We start from the raw sequence: 26,956 nt of genomic DNA on the forward strand, positions 1-26,956 counted from the left end.
AACGTTACAACCGACCTCAAAAGCCAAGACGCGCTTATAGAGAGTGCGCAGGCGACACAGCAAAGGAGATTGATTTATGGGTATTTTCTCTCGTTTCGGCGACATCATTAATGCAAACCTGACCGCCCTGCTCGATCGTGCGGAAGATCCCGCCAAGATGATTCGCATGATGATTCAGGAAATGGAGGAAACGCTGATCGAAGTCCGCACCACCTCCGCCCGGGTCATTGCGGACCGTAAAGAACTGGAGCGGCGCATGGATTACCTGCGTCAGGAATCCGAAAACTGGGAAGGTAAAGCCCGCCTGGCCCTGAGTAAAAACCGCGAAGACCTCGCCCGCGCCGCCCTGGCGGAAAAAAGCGCCATTGAAGAAAACCTGCAGATCGCCGGCAAAGAATTGAAAGCGATCGAGGAACAACTCGAAGTGCTGCACGAAGAAATCGCCCAACTGCAGCAGAAACTGGACGACGCTAAAGCCAAGCAAAAATCCCTGGTGGTGCGCGAACAGACCGCCCGCTCCCGCATGGATATCCGTCGCTCCAGCAATCGGGATAAACTAGAAGAGGCCTTCAACAAATTTGAGGCCTACGAGCGCAAAATGGATGACCTGGAAGCCCAGGTGGAATCCTATGATCTCGGCCGCACCGGCTCTCTGATGGATGAGTTTTCCGAGCTGGAGCGCAACGATAAGGTTGAGCAAGCGCTTGCCGAATTGAAGGCGCGCATGGATGCCGATAACGGGAGTAAAAACTAATGTCGTCCATCATGGTTTTCTTTTTCGTGCCGACGGTGATCTTCCTCAGTCTGGTTGCCCCGATCTGGCTGATCCTGCATTACCGCACCAAGAGCAAGATTCGCCGCAGCCTGTCCGAGGATGAGCGCGACTTGCTGGAAAGCGCGCTAAAGACAGCGGAGCGCCTGGAGCAACGCATCAACGCGCTGGAAACGATTTTAGATGCGGATCATGGCGGCTGGCGCACCTACGACAACCGTCATGATCGTCCGCAGCACCATTAAGGAGTCCACCATGAGCGAAGCCAACAAGCAAAACGGCTACAACCGCAACCTGTATCGCGACCCTGACGCAGGCTGGATCGCCGGCGTCTGCGCCGGTCTGGCGGAGAGCTACGGACAGCCGGTATGGCTGGCGCGCATCGTGATGCTGTCGGTGTTTATTTTCAGCGGCAGCCTCGGCGTGCTGCTCTATATCGCCGGCGTCATCCTGCTGGCCAAACGCCCGCGCGACAGCTACACGCCAAGCCAGGGACGTCCGTTATTTGATTATGGCGAAAGCGCCTCAGATCGCGCCCGGCAACTCAAAGAGCGTATGCGCGCGCTGGAAATGCGTCTGCAGTCCATGGAGCGTTATGTGACGTCCAACCGCTTTAACGTTAACAAGGAGTTCAAAAACCTTTAGCGCGGCGGCGATAGTACGGAAGGTTAAGAAGGACTCATGAGGTCCGGAGAGAATCAACGGGGCGCAGCGGACGCCCCGTTTTCATAGGCGTCGGCTTATTTGGATTTCTTGACGTATTTGGTAAGAATCACGATCTGCTGGCCGTTGACCCGGCCTTCGATATGCTCAGGATTGTCCGCCACCAGTGAGATGCCGCGTACCGCCGTGCCGCGCTTGGCGGTGAAGTTGGCGCCTTTCACGTCCAGGTCTTTGATCAATGTGACCGTATCTCCCGCTTCCAGCACAGCGCCATTGCTGTCCAGATGACGCACGGCCTCTTCCTTTGCTTCACCCTCACCCGTCGCCTTCGCCCACGTCAGCGTATCTTCATCCAGATACAGCATGTCGCTCAAATCCTGAGCCCAAGGCTCCGCGCTCAAACGCTTTAGCATGCGCCAGGCCATTACCTGCACAGCAGGGATCTGGCTCCACATGCTGTCGTTCAGGCAACGCCAGTGATTAACTTCCAGCGTGTCCGGGTCATCCATCTGCCCCTGACAAACCGCACAAGCCAGAATGCATTGGTCGGCGGAACCGTCAGAAGTCGGCGGCACCGCATAGACTCCGAGATTATCCGCCGCGCCGCAAAGTTCGCATTTTGATTCGCTGCGCGCATGCAATGTCTGTTCTGTACTCATACCTTATCACTCACATCTGAATTTAAATCCGGGATCAGCGCCAAGCGCCGACAAGGGGCGCAAAGATAGCAGATTGAAAGCGCATTTTGACACCGATTTAATGAGGATAGACGCAATCCAGATCAATAAACGCAGCCAAAATCGGTGAAAAAGCTTTCCTGCATCCGAAGCCTCCCTATAATGCCCACTCAAACAAGGCCGACCAAGGATCTGGCCCGCGATCAGAGGATATTACATGCGCCCACAATACAAAGCCGCCGCCACATTTCTCACCACTTTGCTACTGACGGGCTGCGACAGCCTGATCGGTTTGGCTGGAGAAAAGCTGCAGAAAACACACCTTATAGATACCTGTGGCGAAGACGACCCCGCCTGCATCTCCGCCGTGGAAGCTCAGTTCGACGCCTGTCATACCAAACATAAAGAACACTGGAACGCTTTCATGAAAGCAACAAACGAAAAAGAAGAAGACCTTCACTTAGAGCGCTACTCGCTAGGCTTATATGATTGCATCGTTGACGAAAACGGCGATCCTTATTTTTATTATGATCCTGATGCTTGATAGCCTATTACGCGAACAAGCTATTCAAAGCCCTCTCATTAAAGGTTAGTGTATGAACTGGCTAGACGGCTAAATGGCTTTCACGGAAAAATGATCGAGAACTTCAAAAAACAGCTCGACAAAAATCTTAAAGACTTAATCAAGTTAAGTCTCATACCGGGCTACTCAGGTATAGGCGCCAAAGAGCTTTGCAAAGTAGAAGAGCATGCTGGTGGTCCTCTCCCCCATATTTACAAAGAGTTCCTTATAACTTGCGGTAAGGAGCCATCCGTTTACTTCAAAGAAGCTTCCATTGATCTATACCCTGATTTATTAGAGCTCAAAGATGTATTTGAAGAAGCTAACTCAGAAGCAGAAAATCCAGTTACACTAGAGAGCGATGTATTTCTTATTGGCGAATATTCTGGCGAGCAGTTTTGGTATTTCAAAATGAGTGACGGTAGCGACCCTGCTGTGTATTTTTTATCAATATGGGACAACCATACATACAAAGAAGATGACCACCTATCAAACTTTCTGCTATCAATTTCTGGCGTAAGGGCCTAGCAGAGTAGCCTTTATCCTATGCAATTCAACTTACCGACAAATACTTGGCGATACAAGATAGGACTAGCATGCTGGGATCTTGAGGTGATGCACCCTAAATTTATAAGTGGTGATTCAGATAAACAAACTCTCCTTAGAACATCTGTCTCAAGCATACTCAGTTCTCTTGGCGACTTTGCCAAACTGGGAAATCTGTCGATTACGACAAGCTCTATAGGAGAGGATGCTGCGCAGTTTAAGCCTGATGCCAGTGAAGAATCACTGGAAAACTTCCTGCTCAATTACCACGACATTTTAGAGGTAGAGGCAGACTTGGATTTAAGCCTGGTAGGCAATGATGGCATTGAAAACTGGTTAAAAGGAGGAGTTACGCTCTGGTTTCAGTTAGAAGATGAGACAGATAGAAGCTCACCCTTACGTTTACTTGTGTCCCTAAACGTAGATATTTATTTTTCAAAAACATCTGGCGAAATAAAAGACAACCATGCCCTTTCATCGAAAAATGCGCCTAGACTTAACCATTTTTTAACAAGACTGACAAAAGAGAAAGCAAAAATAATAGATATAGATGCCCCTGGATACTCGAACCAAATTGATCAAAAGGGGCTAATAAAGCCCGCATGAACCCAGGCGATTTTCAAATAGCAATAGTTGAAAATGGGTTAGCGACCGCAGAGGAGCTAATTGGCATAACCTCCAGCGACATTGAAAACTTAGAGAAATTATTTTCCGTCCAACTTCCAGATAGCTATAAAAGTTTCCTTCTTTTCTGTGAAAATAATATGGAAATGCTTGGCTCCACACCAATATTATATTATCCCGAAATAATTAACCTAAGAGACTCATTCGATAATTTAATAGAAGACGAGCTGAAAATAACAACTCCCGAAAATTCGTTTATATTTTATTCTTTTGATGAGTTAATATTTGACTTTTTTATCTGCAACGGCAATCCAGACCCTGTTATGTATAGAGTAGTCGAGGGGAAAAATAACATAGAAAGCAGAGGATCAACCTTCACTGACTATTTTTTCAGACTAATTGAAACCTGTGACAAATCAAAAAGTAACGACGCATTCAAGTACTACTAAATTGGAGAAAGCGTTATCAAAGAGCCTTTTAAGTAGCTCTTTCTTGCATACATCATTTATACCAAAATAACACTCACCTTTTATCGCCACCGTTAACTAACTTCCTGTAATGATTAACGAAAAAAATATACACAAAAACCAAAGCAGCCCCATATACTTCAGCACTCCCATTGATATATCCACGATAAAGCATGGCGCCAAGAAACAGGTACATAATCACCAGCATAAGACGCCCAAACGCCAGGTAGGCGGCGTAGGCCTTAAATGGTAAGCGTTGCTTCAGGAACTGATCTGCTTTGTTGAGGCATACTCCTACTAGATACAGTGCGGCAAGTGCGCCAACAATGATTAAGATGACTTTCCAAAAACTCCAGGAGACTAGCCAGGAGAATGACGAAAGCTTCAGTTCGAGTAAAAGCGGAATGATGAAGCCAAAGAACAGGATCAGGGAAAACACGCTGATGAAGACCATCACGGGTATTTTCAGCGCGGAGACAACTTGTCTTCTTGTATATTTGTCGCTCATAAAATCCTATTAAAGGCGGACCGAATTCAAACCAGGTAACGTAAAGCGCTTTTGTGATTTAGAGACGCATTCCCATCCAGATCACAGCTTCTGTGCACTGGCTGATAATGTTGTAGTAGGGTCGATAGAAGATGCAGTCCTGCCTGGCTTCCATTCCAGCCAGCTGGTGTTCTTCTTCATCTTTTACGATCTTGGCTACGGCGTCATAGGCGGCCTGGTCGCCCAGTTTTTCCAGCGCCTGAAGTTGCTCGCGTAAGTGTTTCAGTACAACGGTTTCCACTGCGGCGGTGCAGGCCAGCACTGAATTTTTGCCCAGCAGGCCGGAGATCAGTCCCAGCACAAAACCGCCTACGCCACATAGCCAAAGGCTGGGACAGCGACGAATGCCCCTGCGTTTGAGCTCTGCCCCAAAGATGCGGTGATGTTCTTTTTCGTGGACTAAAAATTCTTCCAGAAGCCCCAAATGCTTGGCGCCGGTGAGGCGTGCGACGGCAATCTGCGCGCGATAGATGTTGATGGCTCCGAATTCGCCAGCATGATTAACCTGAAGAATTTTACCCGGCGTATTTTTAGACCCGTCTGCGACGGAGGTGAGCTCCATGATTGACTGCTACTTCTGATTACGACCATTGACCCGCACACAATATCCGCAGCCTGGATATTAAACAAGCAAAGGCGCCGTTCAGGCGCCTTCTGAGTCACACTGATCTATTCAGGACTGACGATTACAGCCCAAACTGCTCGAAGTACGCCTTATGGCTCTTGGAGAATTCGTAGTCGTTGAACTTGTCCCAGTTAATAGACCAGGTCATCAGCCCCCGCATATTGGGGTAAACGCCTTTGGGCTGGTATGTTCCGCAGTTCTCTTTCTTCATCAAGCAATCCAACGCGGTTTGCACTTCTTGCACGGAAGTAAAGCCGCCGCCGGCGTTAACGCTGGATGGCAGACCAATCGCGATTTGGCTCTGCTTGAGCGCTGGGAACATCATGTTGGAGTCTTTCTGCACCGGGAAGCCCGCCAACAACATATCCGTCATCGCCACGTGGAAATCAGCCGTGCCCATGGTGTGGTACTGATCGTCCAGTCCAACGATAGGACCTGAGTTGTAATCCTGCACATGCAGCAGCGTCAGATCGTTACGCATCGCGTAGATCACCGGCAGATAAGCTCCACACCGAGGATCGGCGCCGCCCCACTTACCGCTGCCGTAGAAGCTGTAGCCGTTCTGCACGAAGAAGGTCTCCGGCGCCATGGTCAGCACGAAGCCTGCGCCATACTTGGCCTTAAGCTCTTTCAGCGCGGCGATCAAGTTGACGATAACCGGCGTGGTCGGGTTACGGAAATCATTGTCGCCGGAGTCCAGATACAACGAGTGTCCTTCGAAGTCGATGTCCAGACCGTCCAGACCGTATTTATCGATAATCGCCGACACGGAACGCACGAAGGCATCTTTCGCTTCTGAGCTGGTCAATTGCACCTGCCCGTTGGCGCCGCCGATGGAAATCAGCACTTTTTTGCCCTTGGCCTGCTTGGCGCGAATCGCGGCTTTGAACTCCGCTTCGGATTCCACATTGGCGCACTCGGATGCCGGGCATAAATGGAACTCCACCTCACCAGAGGTTGCGGACGTCGGTTCTGCGAATGACAGATTAATCACATCCCAGTCATTGGAAACGTCGGCCATGCGCACATAGCCTGAACCATTGGCGAAGCTCGCATGCAGATAACCGATCAGGGCGTGTTTGGGCAACCCGCTGACAGGACCAGGGCCGCCATCGTCTGGATTATCTCCATCGCCATCGCCTGGGTTATCGCCATCTCCGTCCCCGGGAGTATCGCCATCTCCGTCGCCGGGATTATCCCCGTCGCCGTCTCCAGGATCGTTTCCCCCATCATCGCACTCGCCTTTTTGCTCCCATAAGGTTGGCGTAGAGGCTGGGTTCCAATTAGCGCCCACATGCGCCGTATGCGTCACCAGCGCGGTGTATACGGACCCGCCGTACGACACCACATCGCCTGCCTGATACGTCACGCCCTCCCGCCATACTGCGCAGCTGGATGGGTCTGTTGGATCAGTCGGGTCGGTCGGGTCGGTCGGACCGCCCGGGTCGGTGGGGTCCGTTGGATCAGTTGGGTCTGTAGGACCGCCAGGGTCCGTCGGGTCGGTGGGATCGGTCGGCGCGCCGCCGTCATCATCGCAGGCGCCCACTTCTTTCCAGACGCCCCATTGGCCGGACTGAGAAGGCGTCTCGCCCTGAGTCCACCATTTCGCCTCGTAAATCTTGCCCTCATAACTCACTTTCATGCCCTGGGTGTAAACCGCAGAAGCGCTCCAGACGACCACATCGCAGGCGCCCGGGTCAGTCGGGTCAGTCGGATCGGTTGGATCGGTTGGATCGGTTGGATCGGTTGGATCGGTTGGATCGGTTGGATCGATAGAACCGCTTACCACATCCCATATGGTTTTCATCAAGGACGTGTCGTCATGAGTATCCTGGGAAATCTCCCAGAACATGACGCCCCCGGCCTCCGCCAGAGCCAGCTCCGCTTTGGCGCGAATGGTAGGCTGGCCGTTGTAATCCAGGCCACCGGCGTCATCGCGTTGTGCTGCGGAAGCGCCGTAGCGGGCGATCACGTCCTTGTAGGCCACCCAGTCTTTATGAGAGTAGAAAGGCACGCCCAGAACGGCTTTCTCCTGCGGCAGGCCTTCGTTGAATTTCCAGTGGCTTAACGCACTCTGAGCATGCTCATACGTGGAGTGCGGATAGCCCAGGTCGTACACCATCAAATTCAGAAAATCGACGCTACTGATTACATCAGCGTCTACGCTGCCGGGAAAGTCTGTGGCGGTGACGGCGGCGGTCAGAATTTTGCCTTTCGCGTGCAGGGCCTCGCCTAGCTCTCGCATCAGCACTTTGAAATTATTCGCTTCCGCGCCCGCTTCGGGGTATTCCCAATCCAGATCTACTCCGTCCAGACTGTATTGATCCACCATGTTCATGAGATTCTGGATAAAGGTAGCGCGGGCGCTACTGTTCGCTGACAACGCAGCGAAGGCGGAGTCGTCGCCGTCGTTCCAGCCGCCCACAGCGATCTGCACTTTGACGCCTGCGGCGTGCGCCTGCTGCACCAGGGCGCTCAAACGTTGCGTACCGCCTTCAAGCGGTTGTAATCCGCCACTGGCGGTAGGAAGCGCAAAGGAATAATTGATATGAGTAACTTTATCGTAAGGAATGCTGTTCACATCCCCTTGCCAGGTGGGAAAGTACCCCACCACCTTAAACTCCGCCAACGCCTGACCGGCCATCAACCCGGTCGTCAGCGCCAGCGAGAGCATACCTGTTCTCTTAAGTGGATTCATCGCATCACCCTTCCATTGTCTATTTTCGCCTTATTGGTACTTCAATGGTTATACAATAGCCAGCCAATTGGTATCATCCGGAGATATGATTTTTTCTATGCTATTTGGGTGATGGCTTATATGCGCTTTCAAGCCGCGAGGCGCGCCGCAGAGCCATTGGGTATGAACTACACTTGTTTGATATTTTTCGCGTATATATTAATTAGGCAGACAGTCATAACGTAAAGGAATTCCGGCGACGCCTGCATGCGCAAAACCTCCAACCGAATACTCTCCGCGCTGTTGCTGATCACAATCGTCGCGCTGGCGGCCACGCTGTTCCAGCACTGGCAATTGCATTTCGTCAGCGATATGTCGAGAAAAATCATCGATCAGGACCGCCTTCTGTTCAAGCATCTCGATCAGGTGGGACTGGGCTTTGCGCGCATTTACGCCATGCTGGAGCGCATCCCCATGGAGGCGGACAGCGATACCCGCAGCGCGGCGCAACAACAGTTTCTGGAAAGCTATCGCAACCTGTCCGAGCTGATAAACCGCTCGCCTTCCCGGGCCATTATGGAGAACACGTCTGCAATTGAAGACGAGCTGAACGGGCATTTGCGGGAAATCGCCCTGCTTGGCGAGCAAATGTTTCAGGCCATGGAAACAGCGACGCCAGGGACCGCCATGACCATCCTGCACGAAAAGATATCCCCCTTGCGCGATGAAGCGGTTAATTTGCTGTTCCGGCAACAAGAGATTTCCGATCAGTACGTGCACCGCTCCTCTCTCAATATTGAGGAAAGACTGCATTTTATCGAAGGCATCACCTTCATTAGCGTCGCCATCTTGCTCGTCACCTGTCTGGGCGCTGGCTACCGCCTGACTCACACCATCATTCGCCCTTTCAGACGGGTCACCCGCCACCTGCGCGCCATGCAGGATCAGCCGCAATTCATTAACCTGCCGGAAAAAGATCGCGATGACGACCTGGGCCTGTTCATACGCACGCTGCATAACCTGCTGCAGCGTCTGCAGCAGGCCAACCAATTGCTGGCGGGCGCCAAGAACGTGGCGGAAAGCGAAGCGGAGAATCGACGTGAGGCGGAACGACAGACACGAGTACAGAAAGACATGCTGGCCAGCATTATCGACCACATCCCTGTCGCCGTATTCGCCAAGGACGTAAAGAACAACTACCGCTTTTTGATATGGAACAGTCAGGCGGAAAAGCTGTTCGAAGCGAACCGCGCCGATATTATCGGCAAGACTGACTACGACATTTTCCCCAACAAGGAAGAGGTGGATTTTTTCCGCAGCATCGACGAACAGGTCATGCAGTCCGGCGAAGTAGCGAATGTGGAGGTGGAACCGATCACAACCTCTCGCGGCACCTGGCTGGCGCATACCACCAAGGTGCCCATCTTCGATGACAAGGGCGAGCCGGAAACGCTCCTCGGCATACTGGAAGACATCACAGAAAAGCAGCGCGCGGACGAGCAGTTGCGAGAATATGCGCAGCAACTGGAGCGACAAACCCGTGAGCTGACCACCGCGAAAGAAAAAGCGGAGCGCGCCAACCGCGTGAAATCCCAGTTTCTGGCCAACATGTCACATGAGCTGCGCACTCCGGTGCACGCGATTCTTGGCTTCACCAGCCTGTGCCTGAAGCGGGTGAAAAATTCGGATGAACTGGTTTACGAACACCTAAGCGAAGTCAAAACCAGCGCCGAGGGTCTGCTGGAGTTGCTGAATAACCTGCTGGATCTCGCCAAGCTGGAATCCGGCCGCATGACTTACACGTTCAACCTGGTGGATATCCTCGCCATACGGGACAAGCTTCTGAAGGAGCTGCGGCCGCTATGGGACAAAAAGGAACTGCAGATTCATACTGAAGACTTGATGGACTCCCCTTTTGTCGTGTGCGACGGTCCCAAAATGACCCAGGTCTTGCGCAACCTGCTCAGCAATGCGATCAAGTTCTCCCCGCAACAAGGCCACATCAGGCTGCGCATCGCCCATCGCACGCCGGACATGTATGAGTTGCTGGCTCTGCACGGACTGACGCTGGAGCGATTAAACGAGAAGACCGCACTGCTTTTACAGCAACCAGACAAGCTTATAGAGCTCTTCACCTCCCCCGCCCCCTGCCCGAGCGAGTCCAACGCCTCCGCTGAGTTCCCCTACTGGCCCTTTCAGGAAGAGAACTGCCTGACCGAAACCCTGAGGAGGTTGAACAGGGAATTGCCCTGGGATGAAAGCCACTCCGCGATCTATTTGATTCAGGAGGGCGACGTCATCGCACCCACTCACCTGGAAGGCGCGCGCCCACACCCCGACGCCGCTCAAACCAACGTTTACGCCAGCAACTGGCGTCGCGTCGGCGGACTCAGTGAACGCAAGGCGGAGAAGCTGGCGAAGCTGGCGCAAGAGGCCGGGGCCCTGGAGCGTCCATGTTGGAAACTGGCGGACGTGGGCGAGCTGCAGAGGAAAATTGTGGGATTGGCGCCGCTTCCTCATGGATCGCAAAACAACATATTGCTGCTAGAGTTATCCTTAATGGATACGGATGAGCCCGTGTTCGCCTTCAGCGTTTCCGACCAGGGCGACGGCATTCCAGACGCGGAGCTGGAAAGCATCTTCGATAAATTCGTCCAGAGCAGCAGTACAGACACCGGCGCAGGCGGAACCGGACTCGGTCTGGCGATATGCCGCGAAATCATCAAAGCTCATCGCGGGGTCATATACGCCCGCAACCATGAACAGGGCGGCGCCGACTTCATTGCGCTGATTCCGGAAGCGGAGCCCTCGCCCACCTGACAGCAAGGACAAGAGCGCTCAGCATGCACGAACAAATACTTGCGATAGACGACGATGAACGCAACTTACGCCTGATCCGCGCCTATCTGGCCGATACCGGCTACGAGCTTATCACCGCCGCGGACGGCGCCGAAGGCTGGTCGACCCTGGAGCGTCATCTTTTCAAAGTGGACCTGATCCTGCTCGACCGTATGATGCCGAAGATGGACGGCCTCGCCTTTCTGCAGCAACTCAAAGAACACCCCAGAGCAAAAGAGATTCCGGTCATCATGCAGACCGCGGCGGCGGAGTCAGGACAAATCCGCGAGGGCATCGACGCCGGCGCCTACTACTACCTCACCAAGCCTTATGAAGAAGAAGTGCTGATTTCCATCATCAAGGCCGCGCTGGAGTTCGGCAAAGAGTCCCACAAACTCATGACCGAGCTAGGGAAAAATGAGTCCCTGCGACACATGGCGCGCCAACTGACATTGAGTTTCGCCACCGTGGAGGAAGCTGAGCAGGCGTCGATTCTGCTGGCCGACCTGTTCCCCTTTCCCCCCAAGGTCGTCACTGGTCTGGCGGAGCTGCTGGTGAACGCGGTGGAGCATGGCAACCTGGGCATCACCTATGACGAAAAAACCGACCTCAACCTGCGCGGAGAATGGATGAACGAGGTGCAACGGCGCCAGAAACTTCCAGAAAACCAAAACAAACGCGTGCAGGTGGAGTTCACTAGAACTGACGACGCCATCACCGTCGCCATCACCGATCAAGGGCCGGGGTTCAACTGGCGCGAGTACCTGCAGATCAGCGTGGAGCGGGCCACAGATAACCATGGCAGAGGCATCGCTATGGCCAATCTGCTCAGCTTTGACGATCTGATCTATGAGGGGGACGGCAATCGGGTTATTTGCAAAGTGCTCGTTTAAAAACCGCCTAATATAGGCCCAAAAACCTTCAGGTGATCAATTAGAGAGAAAAAAACATCCGCGTCTCCGTGAATAATACCATTCACATAAACGCAAATAAGAATCATTATTGACAGAAGTTCATTTTTATTAAATGATAATCATTATCATTTAACTGTCGATAGTGGTTGTTCGTGTCGCATACATCTCACCCTTTTCTACTTGTCACACTCACCGTTCCTCTCACTCTCGCGCTGCCACAGCAGGCGCTGGGGGATTCGACTGCGCCGGAAACAGTGCTCAATACCGTCGTCGTCACCGGCACCCGCAGCGAAAAACTGCTGATGGAGACGCCTGTGCGCACCGAGGTGGTGACGCGGGAGGAAATCGAACGCAAACACGCGCGGGACGTCAAGGAAGCGCTTGAAGACGTTCCGGGTCTGCTGCTGAAAAGAATCCACGGCAAGAGCGGCTATGAAGTCTGGCTGCAAGGGTTGGACAGCAACCGCGTCAAAGTGCTGATAGACGGCGAACCCGTCGCCGCCAGCACCGGCTCCAGCGTCGACGTCACCCAGATCGGCAGTCTCAATATCGAGCGCATAGAGGTCGTCAAAGGCGCTACGTCCGCACTCTATGGCAGCGCCGCTATGGGCGGAGTCATCAACATCATCACCCGGGATATCGAGCCGGGCCTGCACTACGAAGCGCTGGCGGAAGCCGCCAGTTTCGGCAAAGACAACATCGGCGGCAAGACGGCGGATATCGGCGCGCGCCGCGCCTCCGCGAGATTAACCGGCCGCGACGGCGCCTGGTATGGCGCGCTCAGCATGGACTATCGCGACAGCGACGGCTTCGACGCTACGCCGGAAAACTGGACCACGCAAGGCGCAGAAGGCGAACGCGGCGACTGGTCGGCTCGCCTGGGCTGGAAACCCGATCAGAACCAGTCCTATGAACTGCTGGGCGGTTACTATCGTGAAGACCTCAATAACCGCATCTCCGCTGACGCCGCCGGTAAGGAAATCCGTAAGGTCAAAGAGGAGGAAGCGGAGCGCACCCGACTGGGCGCGTCCGCCGCCTGGCGCACTGCGGCGGGAGATTTTCAGGCCCGACTGCTGCAGGAGCAATTCGACGACGTCACCTATCAGGACGCCATCGCCACCGCCGTTAAGGAGGACCGTCGTAGCGCCAGCATGGAGACTCGCAGGGCGACCCTGGACTGGACTTACGCCTTGACTGACGACCATCTGCTTTCCGCTGGCCTGGAAGGGTTCGAAGAGACGCTTGAACAACGTCACGACAACGCCGTCGAAGTGCCCGCCGGCACGGACCGCCACAGCATCGAGGTCTATCTTCAAGACGACTATTTCATTAGTGATCGTCTGGAAATCACCCCCGGCATACGCTTGCAGCGGGATAGCGATTTCGGCTCTTACGCCGCGCCCAAAATCAATGCGCGCTATGAGCTCATGCGCGAAGACAGCCTGACCCTGTTTCTGCGCGGCGGCGTGGGCCGTGGATATCGCGTGCCCAACCTGAAAGAACGTTATTACGTGTTCGATCACAGTCATCTGGGATACATGGTGCTGGGCAATCCAGACCTGCAGCCGGAAAAATCCACCAGTTACCAGTTAGGCGTCGGCGCTTATGGCGACCAGGGCGCCTACGTGGACCTCAATCTGTTCTACAACGACATCACCGATCTGATCGAAACCGCTTTCGATCCAGGAGCCACGGCGGATCGCGGCGACGGCGTCTCCATTCACCGCTACACCAACATCGCCGAAGCCAGCACCCGGGGCGCGGAAATCAGCGCCGCCTACCCGCTGTCCTCACAATGGAAAATTCACGGCGGCTACACCTGGATGGACAGCGAAGACAAACGCACCGGCCTGGAGCTGCCGAAACGCCCGCGCCATCAGGTAAAACTGGGCGCAGATTACACCCTGTCTTCCTGGGGAACGCAGCTGTCTCTGGACGGCGTATTTCAATCCAGTGAGTTCATCGACATCGCCGGCTCCATGGAGTCGCCGTCCTGGAGCACGTTCGATTTCAAAGTGAATCAACCTCTGCCCTGGGGCGTCACCCTGTTCGGCGGCATCGACAATCTGACGGATACGCAGCGGGATTTCAGTGACGCCAGCGATTTCCGCCCGGACGAAGGACGATTTTTCTACCTGGGCGTGCGCATCAAAGGCTGACGCCAGCGCCCGGACATCACTCAGCACTATCACGCAGCACTATGGCAATAACCCACTCACACACCCAAAAAACACATAAAGGCAACGCTATGAAACCAGTCTCCCCCACCCTTGCAGTCAAATCCGGCGCCATCGCCGCCGCTCTGATATTACTCAGCGCCTGCTCCGGCGGAGGAGGCTCCGGCGATCCCGATAACAATGCGAACAATACGCCAACCAATGGCGGCGACAGCGGCTCCACGCCTGATAACGGCGCCGGCGCGGCTTACACTTCTCTGATCGTCGACGCCAGCAGTCGCGACGCTTACACCTACGTCAACCTCGCCACAGGTCAAACCCTGTCGCTGACGGAAGCGGAAGCCGCTTCTTCTACGGACTGGCATATCGGTTTCCGCCGCACTGGCGTCGTACTCAACGGCGGCGCTTCCGGCCCCGGCCAGGTGCGCGGCGCGCTCGCGGTGGCGCAGCAGGATTTCTACACAGATAGCGGCGATCCCAACGCCAACGTATTTCTCAACGCCACACCGGACTCGGAAGAAGAGCACCTGCTCGCAGCAGTGAACACAGCAGGTCTGACCTTCACCAGCGACAGCGTGCTGAGCGCCATCACCGCGTCCGGGGACAGAACCGGCAACGTCATGGACCTGGGCTGGTACAACTACGATATCTCCACTCACACAGTGTCGCTGAACGACGCCAACGGCTGGTTGCTGCGCTCCAACTCCGGCGCCAGCTACGCCCGTTTCCACGCTACCTCGTTGACCTATAACCCCAGCGCCAATATTGACGTCACCTTCAGCTTCGACGTGCAACCCTCCGATGCAGCAGGCTTCACCGGCAACGCCACCTTCGCCGCCTCCGTTCCCTTCAGCGGCGGCAGCCAGTGCTTTGATTTCGATGCTGACGCCACCGTCGACTGCGCCAACGCGGCCTGGGATCTAAAACTGGAGATCAAGGGCTTCAACTGGACGCTCTGGACTAACAGCGGCCCTTCCGGCAGCGGTGCCGGCGGCGCTTTCGGCCCGCTGCCTGTGGCGGATCTGAACAACTATGTCTCCGGCACGCAGTCCGACACTGGCGCGGACATCAGCATGCACTATGTGGCCGACGCCACCGCGGGCATTTTCGAAGGCTCACCCTGGTACGCCTATGACCTGCAAGGTCAGCACAAAATCTGGTCCAACTACCGCGTCTACGTGATCGAAACCCAAAGCGGCGGCGATGACGCCACCAAATACAAGCTACAGATCACCAATTACTACTCCGACGCGGGCGCAAGCGGACACCCCAATATCCGTTTCATGCCGGTCGCCAACTGATCCGCACGCTCCACAGGAACCATTGCACATATATCGCATATATAACGAGGTGAACACATGACGGCTCAAGCGGTTCTCAACAGAGACGAGGCGATCAAACAACCTGCTGACGGGTTAAAAGAATCCTGGACGCAAATGCGACGGGAGCAACCCCGTCTGCGTATCCGCACTGCGGCGGAACAATTGGGAGTGAGCGAGCTGGCGCTGTTGCTGACGCAAATGGAACAGCGCGTCCAGCCCCTTGGCGGCGACTTCGCGGAGATGTTGACGTCCATCGAGTCCGTAGGACGGGTGATGGCGCTGACCCGCAACGATCAGGCCGTGCACGAACGTCACGGCGTCTACCATGACTTCAAGGCCAACGCGGCCGGCGTCATGGGCTTATGTCTGGGCGAGATCGATCTGCGCGTCTTCTTCAAGCACTGGCGTCACGCTTACGCCGTCACCGAAGGCGCCGACGAACAGCCTCGTCGCAGCATTCAGTTTTTCGACGCTTCTGGGACGGCGACGCACAAAATCTACGCCACCGAACATACGGATATGGCGGCCTGGGACCAGTGGATTAACGCTCACCTCGCTGTCGACGCGGAGCTGTTTTTCATGCCCGAAGCGAAGACGCCACCGCTTTATCCCAATGCGGGCAACGTGACGGAAGACGAAGTGCGTCGGCCCTGGTCGGAATTGAAAGACGTCCACCACTTTAACGCCATGCTGAGCAAACTGGGCATTGATCGTCTGGAAGCGCTGCAGATGGCGGGTCAGGAATACGCCCATCGCCTGCCGACGGACGCCATGGAGCAGGCGTTGCGATTCGCCGCCAATTGCCAGTTGGAGATCATGGCGTTTGTGGGCAACGACGGCGTCGTGCAGATCCACACCGGGACCGTCAACAAACTGTTGCGCACCGGCCCCTGGTTCAATGTGCTGGACCCGGACTTCAACCTGCACCTGAACACAGAACAACTGGCGAGCTGCTGGGCGGTGCGTCGCCCCACCAGCGATGGCGTGGTGACCTCTCTGGAATGCTTCAACCATGAACGCAAGCTAGTGCTCACCCTGTTCGGCGCCCGCAAGCCCGGCAAGCCGGAACTGACCGAGTGGCGTGAACTGGTGGCGTCGGTGGAGAATCTGTCATGAGCGTAGCCGGCTTCTCAGTGCGTGACTGGAGCGCGCGCCTGGCCGGCGTTGCATTGCTATGGGTCGCCAGCATGGCGGCCCAGGCTGCGACGCCGACGCCGCCCCCTGAACGCATGCAACGCATCCTCTCCATTGGCGGCGCCGTGACGGAAATTGTCTATGCGCTGGAGCAGGAACAGCGTCTGATCGGCTCCGACATCACCAGCTATTATCCGCCCGATGCGGAGAATATGCCGAAAATCGGGTATGAACGATCGCTTTCCGCCGAGGGTATTCTCGCGTTGCGTCCGGATGCGGTGCTGGCCAGTGAGGATGCAGGCCCCCCCGCAGTGCTGCGACAACTGAAAAGCGCCGGCGCCACCTGGTTGACCGTTCCGACAGCGCAGGATCTGGACGGGGTTTACGCCAATATTCGTCAAATCGGCTACCTGCTTGGCGCAGAGATTCAAGCGGATAAGCTGGTGACGGACATGCAGGCGCAACAACAGCAACTGGAACAGGAGAAAGCCCAGGACCAACGCAGCGCGCGGGTGATTTTCATCCTTCAGCACGGCGGCGGCGCGCCTATGGTGGCCGGCTCCAACACAGCCGCGGACCGCATTATCCGTCTGTCTGGAGCCGTGAACGCGCTGCAAGGTGTAGAAGGCTACAAACCCATGACGCCGGAGTCCCTGGCGCAGGCGCAACCGGACCTCATCCTGACCACTACCCTGGGGATGGAACAGGCCGGAGGCATCGACGCTATGCGCAGCATTCCCGGGGTCAGGCTCACGCCAGCGGGACGCAATGACAAAATCGCCGCCATGGATGGATTGTTGCTGCTCGGTTTCGGCCCCCGCACGGTGGTCGCCGCCAAACAGCTCCGTCAAACCTGGATGGAGTAAACGCCTGTGCAGACCCTCTCCGCCATGCCGCATAAATCCACCCGCATCTGGCTATTGCTGGGCGCCAGCCTGACCGCCGCCACTCTCGGTGCGGTGATGCTGGGGGCTTACTCTCTGACCTGGCGATCCGTGCTGAACTTTGACTTGAGCAGTCAGGACTGGATGATTCTCTGGCATATCCGCCTGCCCCGAGTGCTTCTGGCCGGTGTGGTGGGCGCCGCGCTGGCGGTCAGCGGCGCAGCATTGCAGGGATTGTTCCGCAACCCGCTAGCGGACCCGGGACTGATCGGTATCTCCGGCGGCTCAGCGCTGGCGGCGGCGTTAGTCATCGTATTGTTTCCTTTCAGCACTGGCTGGATGGGGCTGTATGGACTCAGCGTCGCCGCCTTCCTTGGCGGCGCGGCCACCTGCTGGCTGATCTTCAAGGTCGGTCAGCTTGGCGCCGCCTCCAGCGTGGCGCACCTGATTCTGGCCGGCATCGCCGTCAACGCTATGTGCGCCGCGGCTGTGGGCTTTCTGACCTATCTCAGTACATACGAGCAATTGCGCACACTGACGTTCTGGACAATGGGCAGCTTTGGCGGCGCGCTGTGGCCGTCAGTGGGCGTGTCGTTCACCATCACGCTACCAGTGATAGTCATGCTGATGCGTCAATCCGGCGATTTGAACCGGCTGCTGCTGGGCGAGCAGGAAGCCCGCTATCTGGGCACGGACACAGAGAAGCTGAAAACCCGCGTCATCGCGCTTTCCGCCGTCGCCGTGGGCGCCGCCGTGGCCGTGTCCGGCATCGTCGGCTTCGTCGGTCTGGTGGCGCCGCATTTAGTGCGCCTGCTATGGAAAGCGGATCATCGCGTGCTGATTCCCGCTTCCGCCGTCCTGGGCGCCGCGCTGACGATCTCCGCCGACACCCTGGCGCGCACCCTGTTTGCGCCAGCGGAAATGCCCGTGGGCATACTGACCAGTCTGATCGGCGGTCCCTTCTTCTTGTGGTTGTTGCTTAGCCGGAAATCCGGGGTACGTTCATGATGCATACCGCGCCCCAAGATAACCTAGAAAGCCCTCAATATAGCCGTAAAGAACAGAGAATCCCGCTATGATTCACGCCTTCGCCGTGTCCGTGATACGTCATGACAAGACCTTGCTGGAGCAGATCAATTTCAGCCTCAGCCCTGGAGAACTGGTAGTGACGCTGGGTCCCAACGGAGCAGGCAAGTCCACGCTGCTAAAGACCCTGGCGGGGGAACTGTCGCCCTCCCGCGGACACGTATTGCTGGACGATGAGCCCATCAGCCAGTTCAGCCTGCCGCAGTTAAGCCGTCGGCGCGCAGTCTTGTCCCAGTCCGTGCATCTCGATTTTCCCTTCAGCGCCATGGAAGTCGTGCTGATGGGCGTGCAACGCACAGTATCTGGGGGCGATCCATTTCGTCTGAGTCAGGAAGCGCTGGAAGAAGTGGACGCGGGCCATCTGGCGCAGCGAAATTACCAGGATCTTTCCGGCGGCGAACGTCAGCGCGTACAGATCGCCCGCGCCCTCACCCAGCTCTGGACGGGAGTCGGCGCGGGTCCCCAATACCTGATGCTGGATGAACCCACTTCAGCGCTGGACCTGAAACACCAGTGCGCCTTATTGAAACTCGCGCGCAGGCTGGCGGCCAAAGGCGTAGGCGTATTCTGCGTGCTGCACGATCTGCATCTGGCAGCCCAATACGCCGACCGTCTGGTGTTGATGAATCACGGGCGCATCGTGGCGGAAGGCGCGCCGGAGACGTTGATTACGTCGCAGAACGTCAGGGAGGTTTATCAGGTGGAGAGTCGCATCATGCCGCATCCCATTACGCAGCGGCCTATGGCGATGATTGACTGAGGCCGCCGCGCAAAGCGCGGCGGTTGAAGGAGATACGACTTACTTTTTGTATTCGCCGCGGCGGGAAGCTTCAATCATTTTGTCGTACTCGCCGCTGTCTTTCAGCTTCTGCAAACCGCGGTTAAAGGCTTCCATCAGCTTTTTGTTTTCCGGTTGCGTCTTATTCAGAATCAAGTGGTAAGACTTCTCCTTGATCGGCTTGGGATGCACTTCAACTTGATCCATCACGCCCATGCTGTTCATCAGCTCGCTGCCTACATCAAGGTCTTCCATATAGGCGTCCAAACGTCCCGCCAGCAGCTTTTTCACGTTGGCGTCCGCGCTGGACACCCGCTCAATGCTGACCATCCCTGATTTTTCCTCTTCATCGAAACCGTAGCTATAGCCGGTGACGCCGCCCAGTTTTTTGCCTTTCATAGACGCTGCGTCACTCCAGTCGAAGCCGCTGCCCTTTTTGAAAAACGCAACGGTCTTCAGGTCGATAACTGTGTCGCTGTAGTCGAAATCCTTCTCCCGGTCTTCGGTGCGACTCCAGATCAGCGAGCCATTCAGCTTGCCGTTCTTGGCGTCTTCATAACCCCGCTTCCAAGGCAGGAAGACATATTCCACTTCAATATTTTCATTGGCGAAGGCTTTCTTCACCACATCGGAAATCACGCCATATTCTTTGAGGTTTTCAGATAGATACGGCGCCCATTCACCATTGGCCAGGGTCACTTTTTCTGCAGCGCAGGTCCCGGAAAAGACCACGGCGGCGGATAAAACAAGCACATTCATCAAGCGGTTAAATAATGTCTTTTTCATTTGTTTACCTTTCATTTTTTACTACGGAGAAGCTCCGCAACCTATTATTGGTTATCGCAGGTAAGGCTAGCAGAAGACGTTAAAGCCGCCAGTGAGGACGGACGCGTCAATGGGCGAGTTCACAATCTGTGAAATTCGGGCGAGAATCTGAATAAGCGCTATAATATCGCGTATCTGTATGAGTTCGGGCGCAAAACGCCCTTAACCGAGATTGGAAAAATAGGAAATTGTAGTGCAAGGGTTTGACAATTTTTTACAAAAACACGGCTTAAAGGAGTCCCACATCTACCTGCTTGAGCTGATTCCCCTGATTGAAATGATCTGGGCGGATGGCCGTTGTCAGGACGCCGAAGTGAAAATTCTCTACCGCTACACCATCGAACATCTGAGCCGGGTCAGTCGCGAATCTCCGGATATCGAATTCATTTCCGACGATGACATCAACGAGTTTCTCGACCGCTTCACGCAAACCCGTCCCGATCGGGAAATGCTGCGCGAACTTAGAGAACTGTGCCTGGATCGAATCGAGAGCAAATCCAACTACCAGGACCAGATGGAAAGCAAACAGGCCATGATGAATTATTGCCTGGATATCGCCGCCGCCAGCGTTAATAGCTATCCCTACAAGTTCAACGAACGCATCATTGCTGAAGAGAAGGACCTGCTGAAGGAATTGTTTCACGCCCTGTCCTCACGCTGATTTTTCATCATGAGTCGTAGTAAGCCGTCGCTGGCGAAAAGCATACATCCGTCGTGGTTCAACGCGTTGTCGCGCCGGACAAGGCTTGGCAACAAGGTGAAAGCCGCAGCAGCCTGCCTCTGGTTCGCTGCGGCATTGTCCGCATACGGCGGCTCCTATGAAGCCATGGATCAATCCCCCTCGCTATGGCCGGTCGGCCTTCTCGGAGCGGCATTGCTATTGCAAATAGTCGGTCTGTTTTTTTTCAATGCTAAACATAGCGTGTCGGAATAATGCAGGACGCCGTGGAAACCTATCAGGTCGTCACGCGTGGCAAGCTCGCCAGCGGCCAGGAGCTTGTTCAGGTTCAGCGTAATTTGAAAGCGCAGTTGCGTCTGAACGACGCCATGACCGCCAAGGTATTCGCCGGCGCGCCGGTGAAACTGAAAAGTAATCTGACCTGGAAACAGGCTCAGGGCTGGCAGAAAAAACTGCATCAGCTTGGTTTGCTGACGGAGCTGGCGCTGCAATTAAACCCCGCCTGCCTGCAAGCAGGCCTATTGCCCGCCCCGCAGGAACCTGTCCAAGATGAGCCGGATGATCAAATACTGCTGTTTGAAGCGGGCAAGCTGACGCCTCATCTGGTTCATTTCTCTGAGTCTCTTACGGTGTCCACTGAGTCCGACGAGCCCGTCGCCCGTATCGTCAATCACAACGCGTATTGGAGCCCGCTGGCGTTAGTGCTGGCCTCAACCGGACTGGCTCTGACGTTGCAGAATCACCTGCTGCGGGTGATGACGCACTATCTGCAATGGGGCGCTCTCGCCAGCGTCCTTAGCATTATTTTTCTGCTGCTGGCTATCATCTGCCTTCCCCGGCTGCTGCAACCGCGCATGCTGCAGTCCATTGCCGACGCCCGTGGCGCACACCGCATTTATCAGCAGGAACTTCCCGTCTTTTGGGTCGGCGCGAAAAAGCATCGACTGATCGATGCGGAGCAACAAGACCTCGGCGTCATTGAGCGCAAACAACAAAGCGCGACCTTGACGGATGCGCAAGGCGCCCTCGTCTATGAATGGCGGCAGGCCGTGCGCGTTCACGAAAGCAGCAAAGACGCTCTGGGCAAGATTCAGGAGAAGCTGGTGGAAGACACCGCTTTGGGGCCCGTCGCCGAGTATCTGGGGCATGCGAAGAAAGTTCTGGATTTCCTCAAGCGTAAACGCGCCAAGTCTGCGGCCTCCCCTTCCTGGGACCCGCAGAACGCCATGGCGGTGCTGGATCAGGAAGGCAATTTGGCGGCGTTGGTGTACGCCACGCCGGAGCCTGCGGCGCAAATTCGCAAAGCCGATCTCTCGCCACAGGAGAAACTGCGGCTTCTGGCCTTCTGCGCCTGTTTGCTCAGGAGTCCCCTGGTATGAAACAGTTATGAAACAGGTATGAAGCAGTATTCCTTCGAATTCAGAGGCCAACTTTCCCCTGGCGCGGACCAGGGTAAGACCCAGGCCGGACTGGCCAAGCTGTTCCAGACCGACGCCGCCGAGCTGGCGCCCCTGTTCAGCGGCGAAGCCATATTTCGTCGCGAAGGATTAAACGAGTTCACCGCTAAGTCCTATCAGCAGCAGTTCGCCCGTGTCGGAGCCATCGGCGCAGTACGAGAGCAGACGAAGAACACCGCCGCTCCCTCCGTCGCAACGAATACAACACCGCATCAAAACAAAACATCAGGCTCACCGACAGCGTCGCCACAGACTGCGGAAGTACCGCCCAAGACAGATGACCGCTCCCGTTGCCCGAAGTGTCTGTCACAGAATATCGACGCCACTCAGTGTCTCGATTGCGGCGTCATTCTGGAAAAGTATCGCCAGATGCAGGAACGGCTGCAAAACCCGCCGCCGCAGCCAGCCCCTGTGCAGGCGGAACCGTTTCGACTGGAAGAGGCGGACTCTGAGCAAAAGCGGGCGGCGAAGTGGCTGTCCTGGGCTGGCCTGATCCTGACCATTGTGTTTGTCTCCGACAGTTACCTGCTGAAGATCAACTTTCTCTACTCCGCCGGCATTGACCTGGGCTATATCCCCTTCTTCGTGGGTCATCTGGTCTTGCTGCGCGGCTGCATTCTTTATGCGGAAAGCAAAGGCTACAGCATGCTGGTGGGGCTGTTGGGCTTATTCAGCCTGGCGGGGCTTTCCATTCTGATGCTGCTGCCGGATCACCGGCGGGATAAGTCCGGCGTCACCGGCAAACACCTGGCCACCGCAGGCGTCTGCATTCTGGTCTGCGTGGTGTGGGCGGTTGGGTTTTTCAACAAGCTGCACGATATGAGTGAAATCGCCAACGAGGGCCGTCAGCTCATCGCAGGCCGCCACGAATACCCCGCCCCGGAACTGGACAGCGCAGCGGAAATCTACGAACGCGAGCAGAAGGAGATGCAGGCCTATCTGGAAAAGTCGCTGAAAACCATCAAGGACGGCTCATTCCGCCCCAGCGAAATCACCACACTGGCGGATGTCATGTTCGGCGCGCTGGCGCGGTATGAGGCCTGGCGCAACTATCAGCGCTACCGCCATGTGGTCGAACAACAGCCTTTGCCGACGCCCCTGGAGTCGGACTGGACCAAACAAAGCCAGAAGCTGTTCGCGACTTTGCTGTTTAAAAGTATTGATCGCGAAAAACAGAGACGTCTGTATACCGAAAAGCAAAACTGGCTGGTGGGCGTTCACCCGGATCAGGTCGGCCCGTTTTGGGATAAATTCAGCCGCTATCTGTTCGATGTCCTGAGCGATTATATGACCGCATACCGCAATGAGCTGTATCGCCAGCCATTCAACAAAGACAAAAACGCGCCGCCTCCCGTTACCACCCTCGACCTGCGCGAGATTAACCTCCCCGACTACGCCAAACTGCGCAAAGACGTCACCGTGGACACCGTCACCTACAGCGCCACGCTGGGCCAACTGTCCCACACGCCTCTAACTGTCGCCTTCTACCTGGAGCCCTACACCAAACGTTTCGGCAAGCAGGGCATACTCGCCAAAGGCGTCGTCATCTCCCCTGACTTTCCCAATAAATATCTATATGGACACTTTAATCTGTTTAGCCGCTATCCGGCGGAACAAGAATTGAGGGAGCAGTAAGGCAGTGATTCAATCAGCGCCGACCACGCACTACGAAAATGCGACCAATCAGGACGGCGACGCCCTCGCTGAGATCAGGGCCCAAGCGATGCAGCCCAGTCTGGAAGCTGTGGGGCGGTTTGATGCAAACAGCCTGCTCATACCGCTATACGCGTTGACTCAACAGCACCCCGCCGCCCATGGTGATAAACAATCCGCCAGAGACTTTTGATATCTTCCGTTCAATATCCTGTGCGAGAAACCGTTGCCCAACTCGACTGATTAACATGGCGTAGCCCAGGTGAACACCGGTGACAATGACGCATATAGAAACATACATAGCGCCAAACTGCTCCAGGTGCGACTGTTCCGCATTGACGAATTGAGGCAGAAAGGCGGATAAGAATATCAATGTCTTAGGATTGCTTGCGGAAACAAGAAAAGCTTCAGTGTAGAGCTTGCGTGAGCTGAATTGCGCCGCCTGCTGCGTATTATCTGGTAAAGACAGGTTTGACTTGCCGCCAGCCCTCAGGCTTTTGCAACCGAGATAGATAAGATACGCTCCACCCAATACTTTCATCAGGGTGAACCATATCGGAAGCTGCTCAAGAAGCTCCCCCACGCCAATGGCGACAAGGCATACGATCACAAACTGGCAGGACAGATTTCCCAGCACCGTCACAAACGCGGACTTCCACCCATACTGGAAACTGTTCTTAACCACCAACAGAACATTCGGCCCTGGTGATAAAGTAGTGACCAAATAGGCCAGTGAAAACATAAGCCAGACATCCAACCCCATCACCCACTCCTTTACCACGCAAACATAGACGCACAGCCTCAAAACAGCGCGAGCCATCGCCGCTGAACGATCAAGATAGTAGTTAATTCAATTAATTGAATCCAATTGAGTTTTTAGGCTGTGTAATTGAAAAAGGTGGGGCTCAAGCTATGAATTTGAGAAAACAAGACGCACCAGCCCTTCAAAGGAAACGTTAACGTGCTTGATCCATGTTTGGTGAAGTAAGAGTTAGCTGAGTAGCGCCTTCTAGATAATTTTCTTTCAGGCTGCTTCTCTGAATATTCGCTTGCGTTAGGAGCGCCTCTGCTTAGTATAAAGGCCGATTTATACAGGGCGAGTAATTAGCCAGATAAGTATCAGCAGGTTGAAGAGCGTGTGCACAGCGGAGAACTGACTGTCTCAAACATAAAAAGCCGGCTTAATGAATATCTCGATCACGATTTCTATAGCTTACACATCACTGATAGTTAGAGGCGTCAACGCCCTTGTACAGATTATCGAAGCAATATCTGCTGGTATGCGCACCTATAAGCCCGCATATTTGCATACGTCCACTGTCTGACTTTCCACAGACAGGAATGGTTATCTCAACAGGAGCACAGGAAACAAGATGTACAAAGGAAGCTGTCTTTGCGGTCAGGTCAAAATTGAAATCCAAGGGCCGATTGAGTCGATTATTCATTGCCATTGCTCCAAGTGCAGGAAGAGCAGCGGCACGGCTTACGCCACCAATGGGTTTGTAAATACGGCGGACTTGAGAGTTCAGGAGGGCGCAGAGCACTTGGCCTTTTTCGAAATGGCGCCCGGACGCAAACGCCACTTTTGCCGGACCTGCGCTTCCCCGGTCTTCAGTTCAAACGATGCAGCGCCTGACCGGGTGAGACTGCGTCTCGGAATTCTGGATTCAGACATTGCCGAACGCCCCCTCTCCCACAACTTCGTCACCTCAAAAGCAAACTGGGATGACCTGGACGCCCAGCTTCCCCGGTATGAAGCGCATGAGCCCGGGCGGGGCGGCTAGCTCAAGTACAGCGTACGGCAAATGATAGTAATGTGGACAATCTAAAAACCGGCTTCATTGTGAGAGAAAAGCCTGAGTTAATAGAATGGCTAAAAAGTCATTCTATTTCTGAATCAGACTATCACTTTATTCCAATAGTTTTGACTTCAGATATTCTATATCAGCCATTAAAACCAGGATCAGTAATATTTATCCACCAAGACCTAAAGGCCTTTTTCATTCAGCATGAACTCCCTATCTTAGTATTTGGACGTGAGAACATAGAAAATATATTTGGCTCATTCGAATGCGAGTCTGAACTGTTTGACCGCTTTTGGAAGTTAGATGAAGTATTGTGTGTTGACGTACCGATAAAACATGAAGTTGAAGACTAAGTCATAAAAAACAGAAAGGAAGCAAAAGGCTCTCCCTTTCCGTTAAACTTTATTACTTAGCTCGGCAAAGCTCTTAAGTTACGGAACTTGTATATTTCCGCCAGGAACAATCCCCAGTTATCCGCATTATTAAGTGACGCCCGCTTGTCCGATCCTATCGCCAGTCTGCCACACTCATGCGCTCCATATGCGATATCGATGGTATCCAGAATTCGGTGGCTAAGTTCGTGGGCGACGCAACGGAATTTGAACCACTGTTCGTCATTGCGATCATTCTCGTCAAAGTTACCGCTCAGGTAGCCTGGCGTCAGGTAGATTCGCAGTCCGCTTTGCACGTTAACGTATCCACAGTTGGCTCTGAAAGTGCCTGTCGTTTCCTTGACCGTATACTTCTTGCTTTGAGGCGCATTGTTATTCAGGCGATGGAAGAAGTTATCATTATTTCTATGGGAAGATTGTCCCAGTTGATTGTCAAAATCAGAATCGTAAGGGTTCAATCCTACTTTAACCATCGGCCTGACCCAGCCAATATAATCTTTGGGGTGCCTGGGCGCAGAGACAAAGGTCAGGCTAGTGCATTTCCTTGTTAAATACTTATGCATATTATTTAAGCCTTCGAGGACCGCCTTGATATTCCCTCCGCCAAACCATCTATTTATCGAGCTGCATTTTGGAAGAGTAATAGACTCCGCCAATATTGTTTCCAGCATGCTTAATGCATTGCTTATTTTCACCTGTTCGCCGTTATTAAAAGGGGCTGCATCCCCCATGCTTTCAAATCTTAATGTGTAAGCCATGATTTAACTCTCCGAGTAGTTCTATGTTTTTATATATTCCTCACCCGGGAAAGCGACCTAGGACATTTTTCCCCTTATAAGCAATAGTGCTTAG

28 protein-coding genes are annotated in these 26,956 nt (G+C 54.5%); 21 read left to right on the forward strand and 7 right to left on the reverse strand.

Annotated elements, in window-relative coordinates; translation table 11 throughout:
• The first annotated feature begins 76 nt into the window (after window positions 1–76).
• The 3 genes from pspA to pspC are packed head-to-tail and all read left to right on the forward strand — an operon-like array spanning window position 77 to window position 1,417.
• A complete protein-coding gene (gene pspA, locus ONV78_RS25695) occupies window positions 77–754 on the forward strand; it encodes a phage shock protein PspA (RefSeq protein ID WP_216735153.1) in 678 nt (225 codons plus the stop codon).
• Window positions 754–1,017, forward strand: a complete 264-nt coding sequence (gene pspB, locus ONV78_RS25700; protein WP_216735154.1) for an envelope stress response membrane protein PspB — start codon at window positions 754–756, stop codon at window positions 1,015–1,017. Before pspA ends, pspB begins: the two co-directional genes overlap by 1 nt.
• Window positions 1,018–1,027: 10 nt before the next feature.
• The gene (pspC, locus tag ONV78_RS25705) at window positions 1,028–1,417 is read left to right on the forward strand and encodes an envelope stress response membrane protein PspC (protein WP_216735155.1); all 390 of its coding nucleotides are present in this window, start codon (window positions 1,028–1,030) and stop codon (window positions 1,415–1,417) included.
• Between the two features lie 95 nt (window positions 1,418–1,512).
• On the opposite strand, the gene ONV78_RS25710 is transcribed toward pspC, so the two are convergent.
• On the reverse strand, window positions 1,513–2,094 hold the full coding sequence (locus ONV78_RS25710) for an alkylphosphonate utilization protein (RefSeq protein WP_279507265.1): 582 nt from the start codon (window positions 2,092–2,094) through the stop codon (window positions 1,513–1,515).
• 235 nt (window positions 2,095–2,329) lie between these two features.
• On the opposite strand from ONV78_RS25710, the gene ONV78_RS25715 reads away from it, so the two are divergent.
• The 4 genes from ONV78_RS25715 to ONV78_RS25730 all read left to right on the forward strand — a co-directional run bounded on the left by ONV78_RS25715 (window position 2,330) and on the right by ONV78_RS25730 (window position 4,293).
• Window positions 2,330–2,656: a hypothetical protein gene (locus tag ONV78_RS25715; RefSeq protein ID WP_279507267.1), complete on the forward strand. Its 327-nt coding sequence runs from the start codon at window positions 2,330–2,332 to the stop codon at window positions 2,654–2,656.
• Between the two features lie 90 nt (window positions 2,657–2,746).
• Window positions 2,747–3,202 carry an SMI1/KNR4 family protein gene (locus ONV78_RS25720; protein ID WP_279507269.1) on the forward strand — a complete coding sequence of 152 codons (456 nt, stop codon included), beginning with the start codon at window positions 2,747–2,749 and terminating at the stop codon, window positions 3,200–3,202.
• Window positions 3,203–3,220: 18 nt separating this feature from the next.
• The gene (locus tag ONV78_RS25725) at window positions 3,221–3,826 is read left to right on the forward strand and encodes a hypothetical protein (protein WP_279507273.1); all 606 of its coding nucleotides are present in this window, start codon (window positions 3,221–3,223) and stop codon (window positions 3,824–3,826) included.
• Complete coding sequence (locus ONV78_RS25730) at window positions 3,823–4,293, forward strand: SMI1/KNR4 family protein (RefSeq protein WP_279507275.1); 471 nt, start codon at window positions 3,823–3,825, stop codon at window positions 4,291–4,293. Before ONV78_RS25725 ends, ONV78_RS25730 begins: the two co-directional genes overlap by 4 nt.
• 73 nt (window positions 4,294–4,366) lie before the next feature.
• On the opposite strand, the gene ONV78_RS25735 is transcribed toward ONV78_RS25730, so the two are convergent.
• The 3 genes from ONV78_RS25735 to ONV78_RS25745 form a co-directional block, all read right to left on the reverse strand.
• On the reverse strand, window positions 4,367–4,819 hold the full coding sequence (locus ONV78_RS25735; RefSeq protein WP_279507276.1) for a hypothetical protein: 453 nt from the start codon (window positions 4,817–4,819) through the stop codon (window positions 4,367–4,369).
• A gap of 58 nt (window positions 4,820–4,877) precedes the next feature.
• The gene (locus ONV78_RS25740; protein ID WP_279507278.1) at window positions 4,878–5,420 is read right to left on the reverse strand and encodes a demethoxyubiquinone hydroxylase family protein; all 543 of its coding nucleotides are present in this window, start codon (window positions 5,418–5,420) and stop codon (window positions 4,878–4,880) included.
• A 124-nt stretch (window positions 5,421–5,544) separates the two neighbouring features.
• Entirely contained in the window at window positions 5,545–8,181 is a 2,637-nt protein-coding gene (locus tag ONV78_RS25745) for a glycosyl hydrolase family 18 protein (protein WP_279507280.1), read from the reverse strand.
• Window positions 8,182–8,427: 246 nt separating this feature from the next.
• Here ONV78_RS25745 and ONV78_RS25750 point away from each other — a divergent pair, with 246 nt between their 5' ends.
• The 8 genes from ONV78_RS25750 (at window position 8,428) to ONV78_RS25785 (ending at window position 19,275) form a co-directional block, all read left to right on the forward strand.
• A complete protein-coding gene (locus ONV78_RS25750; protein ID WP_279507282.1) occupies window positions 8,428–10,980 on the forward strand; it encodes an ATP-binding protein in 2,553 nt (850 codons plus the stop codon).
• A gap of 23 nt (window positions 10,981–11,003) precedes the next feature.
• Complete coding sequence (locus tag ONV78_RS25755) at window positions 11,004–11,891, forward strand: response regulator (protein ID WP_279507284.1); 888 nt, start codon at window positions 11,004–11,006, stop codon at window positions 11,889–11,891.
• Window positions 11,892–12,064: 173 nt separating this feature from the next.
• Complete coding sequence (locus ONV78_RS25760) at window positions 12,065–14,071, forward strand: TonB-dependent receptor (protein ID WP_279507285.1); 2,007 nt, start codon at window positions 12,065–12,067, stop codon at window positions 14,069–14,071.
• A gap of 89 nt (window positions 14,072–14,160) precedes the next feature.
• On the forward strand, window positions 14,161–15,390 hold the full coding sequence (locus tag ONV78_RS25765) for an HmuY family protein (protein WP_279507287.1): 1,230 nt from the start codon (window positions 14,161–14,163) through the stop codon (window positions 15,388–15,390).
• A gap of 57 nt (window positions 15,391–15,447) precedes the next feature.
• On the forward strand, window positions 15,448–16,527 hold the full coding sequence (locus ONV78_RS25770; RefSeq protein WP_279507288.1) for a ChuX/HutX family heme-like substrate-binding protein: 1,080 nt from the start codon (window positions 15,448–15,450) through the stop codon (window positions 16,525–16,527).
• Window positions 16,524–17,411, forward strand: a complete 888-nt coding sequence (locus ONV78_RS25775) for an ABC transporter substrate-binding protein (protein ID WP_279507290.1) — start codon at window positions 16,524–16,526, stop codon at window positions 17,409–17,411. Before ONV78_RS25770 ends, ONV78_RS25775 begins: the two co-directional genes overlap by 4 nt.
• 6 nt (window positions 17,412–17,417) lie before the next feature.
• Window positions 17,418–18,437, forward strand: a complete 1,020-nt coding sequence (locus tag ONV78_RS25780; RefSeq protein ID WP_279507292.1) for an iron ABC transporter permease — start codon at window positions 17,418–17,420, stop codon at window positions 18,435–18,437.
• Between the two features lie 67 nt (window positions 18,438–18,504).
• Window positions 18,505–19,275 (forward strand): heme ABC transporter ATP-binding protein, encoded by a 771-nt coding sequence (locus ONV78_RS25785; RefSeq protein WP_279507293.1) that lies wholly within the window; start codon window positions 18,505–18,507, stop codon window positions 19,273–19,275.
• 39 nt (window positions 19,276–19,314) lie between these two features.
• On the opposite strand, the gene ONV78_RS25790 is transcribed toward ONV78_RS25785, so the two are convergent.
• Window positions 19,315–20,079: a transporter substrate-binding domain-containing protein gene (locus tag ONV78_RS25790; protein ID WP_279507295.1), complete on the reverse strand. Its 765-nt coding sequence runs from the start codon at window positions 20,077–20,079 to the stop codon at window positions 19,315–19,317.
• A gap of 232 nt (window positions 20,080–20,311) precedes the next feature.
• Here ONV78_RS25790 and ONV78_RS25795 point away from each other — a divergent pair, with 232 nt between their 5' ends.
• Genes ONV78_RS25795 through ONV78_RS25810 form a run of 4 tightly spaced genes read left to right on the forward strand, consistent with a single transcriptional unit; the run spans window position 20,312 to window position 23,889 of the window.
• Window positions 20,312–20,779, forward strand: a complete 468-nt coding sequence (locus ONV78_RS25795; protein ID WP_216735171.1) for a hypothetical protein — start codon at window positions 20,312–20,314, stop codon at window positions 20,777–20,779.
• Between the two features lie 9 nt (window positions 20,780–20,788).
• Window positions 20,789–21,052, forward strand: coding sequence for a hypothetical protein (locus tag ONV78_RS25800; protein WP_279507297.1), 264 nt, complete (start codon window positions 20,789–20,791; stop codon window positions 21,050–21,052).
• Window positions 21,052–22,176: a hypothetical protein gene (locus tag ONV78_RS25805; protein ID WP_279507298.1), complete on the forward strand. Its 1,125-nt coding sequence runs from the start codon at window positions 21,052–21,054 to the stop codon at window positions 22,174–22,176. The genes ONV78_RS25800 and ONV78_RS25805 overlap by 1 nt, the downstream gene beginning before the upstream one ends.
• An 18-nt stretch (window positions 22,177–22,194) precedes the next feature.
• A complete protein-coding gene (locus tag ONV78_RS25810; protein ID WP_279507299.1) occupies window positions 22,195–23,889 on the forward strand; it encodes a hypothetical protein in 1,695 nt (564 codons plus the stop codon).
• A gap of 145 nt (window positions 23,890–24,034) precedes the next feature.
• Here ONV78_RS25810 and ONV78_RS25815 read toward each other — a convergent pair whose 3' ends face one another.
• Window positions 24,035–24,670, reverse strand: coding sequence for a LysE family translocator (locus ONV78_RS25815; protein ID WP_279507301.1), 636 nt, complete (start codon window positions 24,668–24,670; stop codon window positions 24,035–24,037).
• 610 nt (window positions 24,671–25,280) lie between these two features.
• Between ONV78_RS25815 and ONV78_RS25820 the strand changes: the two genes are divergently transcribed.
• Together ONV78_RS25820 and ONV78_RS25825 are read left to right on the forward strand one after the other, a co-directional pair.
• Complete coding sequence (locus ONV78_RS25820; RefSeq protein WP_279507302.1) at window positions 25,281–25,691, forward strand: GFA family protein; 411 nt, start codon at window positions 25,281–25,283, stop codon at window positions 25,689–25,691.
• Between the two features lie 32 nt (window positions 25,692–25,723).
• Entirely contained in the window at window positions 25,724–26,065 is a 342-nt protein-coding gene (locus ONV78_RS25825) for a hypothetical protein (RefSeq protein WP_279507304.1), read from the forward strand.
• 56 nt (window positions 26,066–26,121) lie between these two features.
• On the opposite strand, the gene ONV78_RS25830 is transcribed toward ONV78_RS25825, so the two are convergent.
• The gene (locus ONV78_RS25830) at window positions 26,122–26,862 is read right to left on the reverse strand and encodes a M35 family metallo-endopeptidase (RefSeq protein WP_279507307.1); all 741 of its coding nucleotides are present in this window, start codon (window positions 26,860–26,862) and stop codon (window positions 26,122–26,124) included.
• Between the last annotated feature and the right edge of the window lie 94 nt (window positions 26,863–26,956).

The organism is Hahella sp. CR1 (genome assembly GCF_029813005.1).
GTDB lineage: Bacteria > Pseudomonadota > Gammaproteobacteria > Pseudomonadales > Oleiphilaceae > Hahella.

Excerpts from the sequence above, each read along its gene's own strand:
- pspA (WP_216735153.1), top strand. The coding sequence starts at position 77 with ATGGGTATTTTCTCTCGTTTCGGCGACATCATTAATGCAAACCTGACC.
- pspB (WP_216735154.1), top strand. The coding sequence starts at position 754 with ATGTCGTCCATCATGGTTTTCTTTTTCGTGCCGACGGTGATCTTCCTC.
- pspC (WP_216735155.1), top strand. The coding sequence starts at position 1,028 with ATGAGCGAAGCCAACAAGCAAAACGGCTACAACCGCAACCTGTATCGC.
- ONV78_RS25710 (WP_279507265.1), bottom strand. The coding sequence starts at position 2,094 with ATGAGTACAGAACAGACATTGCATGCGCGCAGCGAATCAAAATGCGAA.
- ONV78_RS25715 (WP_279507267.1), top strand. The coding sequence starts at position 2,330 with ATGCGCCCACAATACAAAGCCGCCGCCACATTTCTCACCACTTTGCTA.
- ONV78_RS25720 (WP_279507269.1), top strand. The coding sequence starts at position 2,747 with ATGATCGAGAACTTCAAAAAACAGCTCGACAAAAATCTTAAAGACTTA.
- ONV78_RS25725 (WP_279507273.1), top strand. The coding sequence starts at position 3,221 with ATGCAATTCAACTTACCGACAAATACTTGGCGATACAAGATAGGACTA.
- ONV78_RS25730 (WP_279507275.1), top strand. The coding sequence starts at position 3,823 with ATGAACCCAGGCGATTTTCAAATAGCAATAGTTGAAAATGGGTTAGCG.
- ONV78_RS25735 (WP_279507276.1), bottom strand. The coding sequence starts at position 4,819 with ATGAGCGACAAATATACAAGAAGACAAGTTGTCTCCGCGCTGAAAATA.
- ONV78_RS25740 (WP_279507278.1), bottom strand. The coding sequence starts at position 5,420 with ATGGAGCTCACCTCCGTCGCAGACGGGTCTAAAAATACGCCGGGTAAA.
- ONV78_RS25745 (WP_279507280.1), bottom strand. The coding sequence starts at position 8,181 with ATGAATCCACTTAAGAGAACAGGTATGCTCTCGCTGGCGCTGACGACC.
- ONV78_RS25750 (WP_279507282.1), top strand. The coding sequence starts at position 8,428 with ATGCGCAAAACCTCCAACCGAATACTCTCCGCGCTGTTGCTGATCACA.
- ONV78_RS25755 (WP_279507284.1), top strand. The coding sequence starts at position 11,004 with ATGCACGAACAAATACTTGCGATAGACGACGATGAACGCAACTTACGC.
- ONV78_RS25765 (WP_279507287.1), top strand. The coding sequence starts at position 14,161 with ATGAAACCAGTCTCCCCCACCCTTGCAGTCAAATCCGGCGCCATCGCC.
- ONV78_RS25770 (WP_279507288.1), top strand. The coding sequence starts at position 15,448 with ATGACGGCTCAAGCGGTTCTCAACAGAGACGAGGCGATCAAACAACCT.
- ONV78_RS25775 (WP_279507290.1), top strand. The coding sequence starts at position 16,524 with ATGAGCGTAGCCGGCTTCTCAGTGCGTGACTGGAGCGCGCGCCTGGCC.
- ONV78_RS25785 (WP_279507293.1), top strand. The coding sequence starts at position 18,505 with ATGATTCACGCCTTCGCCGTGTCCGTGATACGTCATGACAAGACCTTG.
- ONV78_RS25790 (WP_279507295.1), bottom strand. The coding sequence starts at position 20,079 with ATGAAAAAGACATTATTTAACCGCTTGATGAATGTGCTTGTTTTATCC.
- ONV78_RS25800 (WP_279507297.1), top strand. The coding sequence starts at position 20,789 with ATGAGTCGTAGTAAGCCGTCGCTGGCGAAAAGCATACATCCGTCGTGG.
- ONV78_RS25805 (WP_279507298.1), top strand. The coding sequence starts at position 21,052 with ATGCAGGACGCCGTGGAAACCTATCAGGTCGTCACGCGTGGCAAGCTC.
- ONV78_RS25810 (WP_279507299.1), top strand. The coding sequence starts at position 22,195 with ATGAAGCAGTATTCCTTCGAATTCAGAGGCCAACTTTCCCCTGGCGCG.
- ONV78_RS25815 (WP_279507301.1), bottom strand. The coding sequence starts at position 24,670 with ATGGGGTTGGATGTCTGGCTTATGTTTTCACTGGCCTATTTGGTCACT.
- ONV78_RS25820 (WP_279507302.1), top strand. The coding sequence starts at position 25,281 with ATGTACAAAGGAAGCTGTCTTTGCGGTCAGGTCAAAATTGAAATCCAA.
- ONV78_RS25830 (WP_279507307.1), bottom strand. The coding sequence starts at position 26,862 with ATGGCTTACACATTAAGATTTGAAAGCATGGGGGATGCAGCCCCTTTT.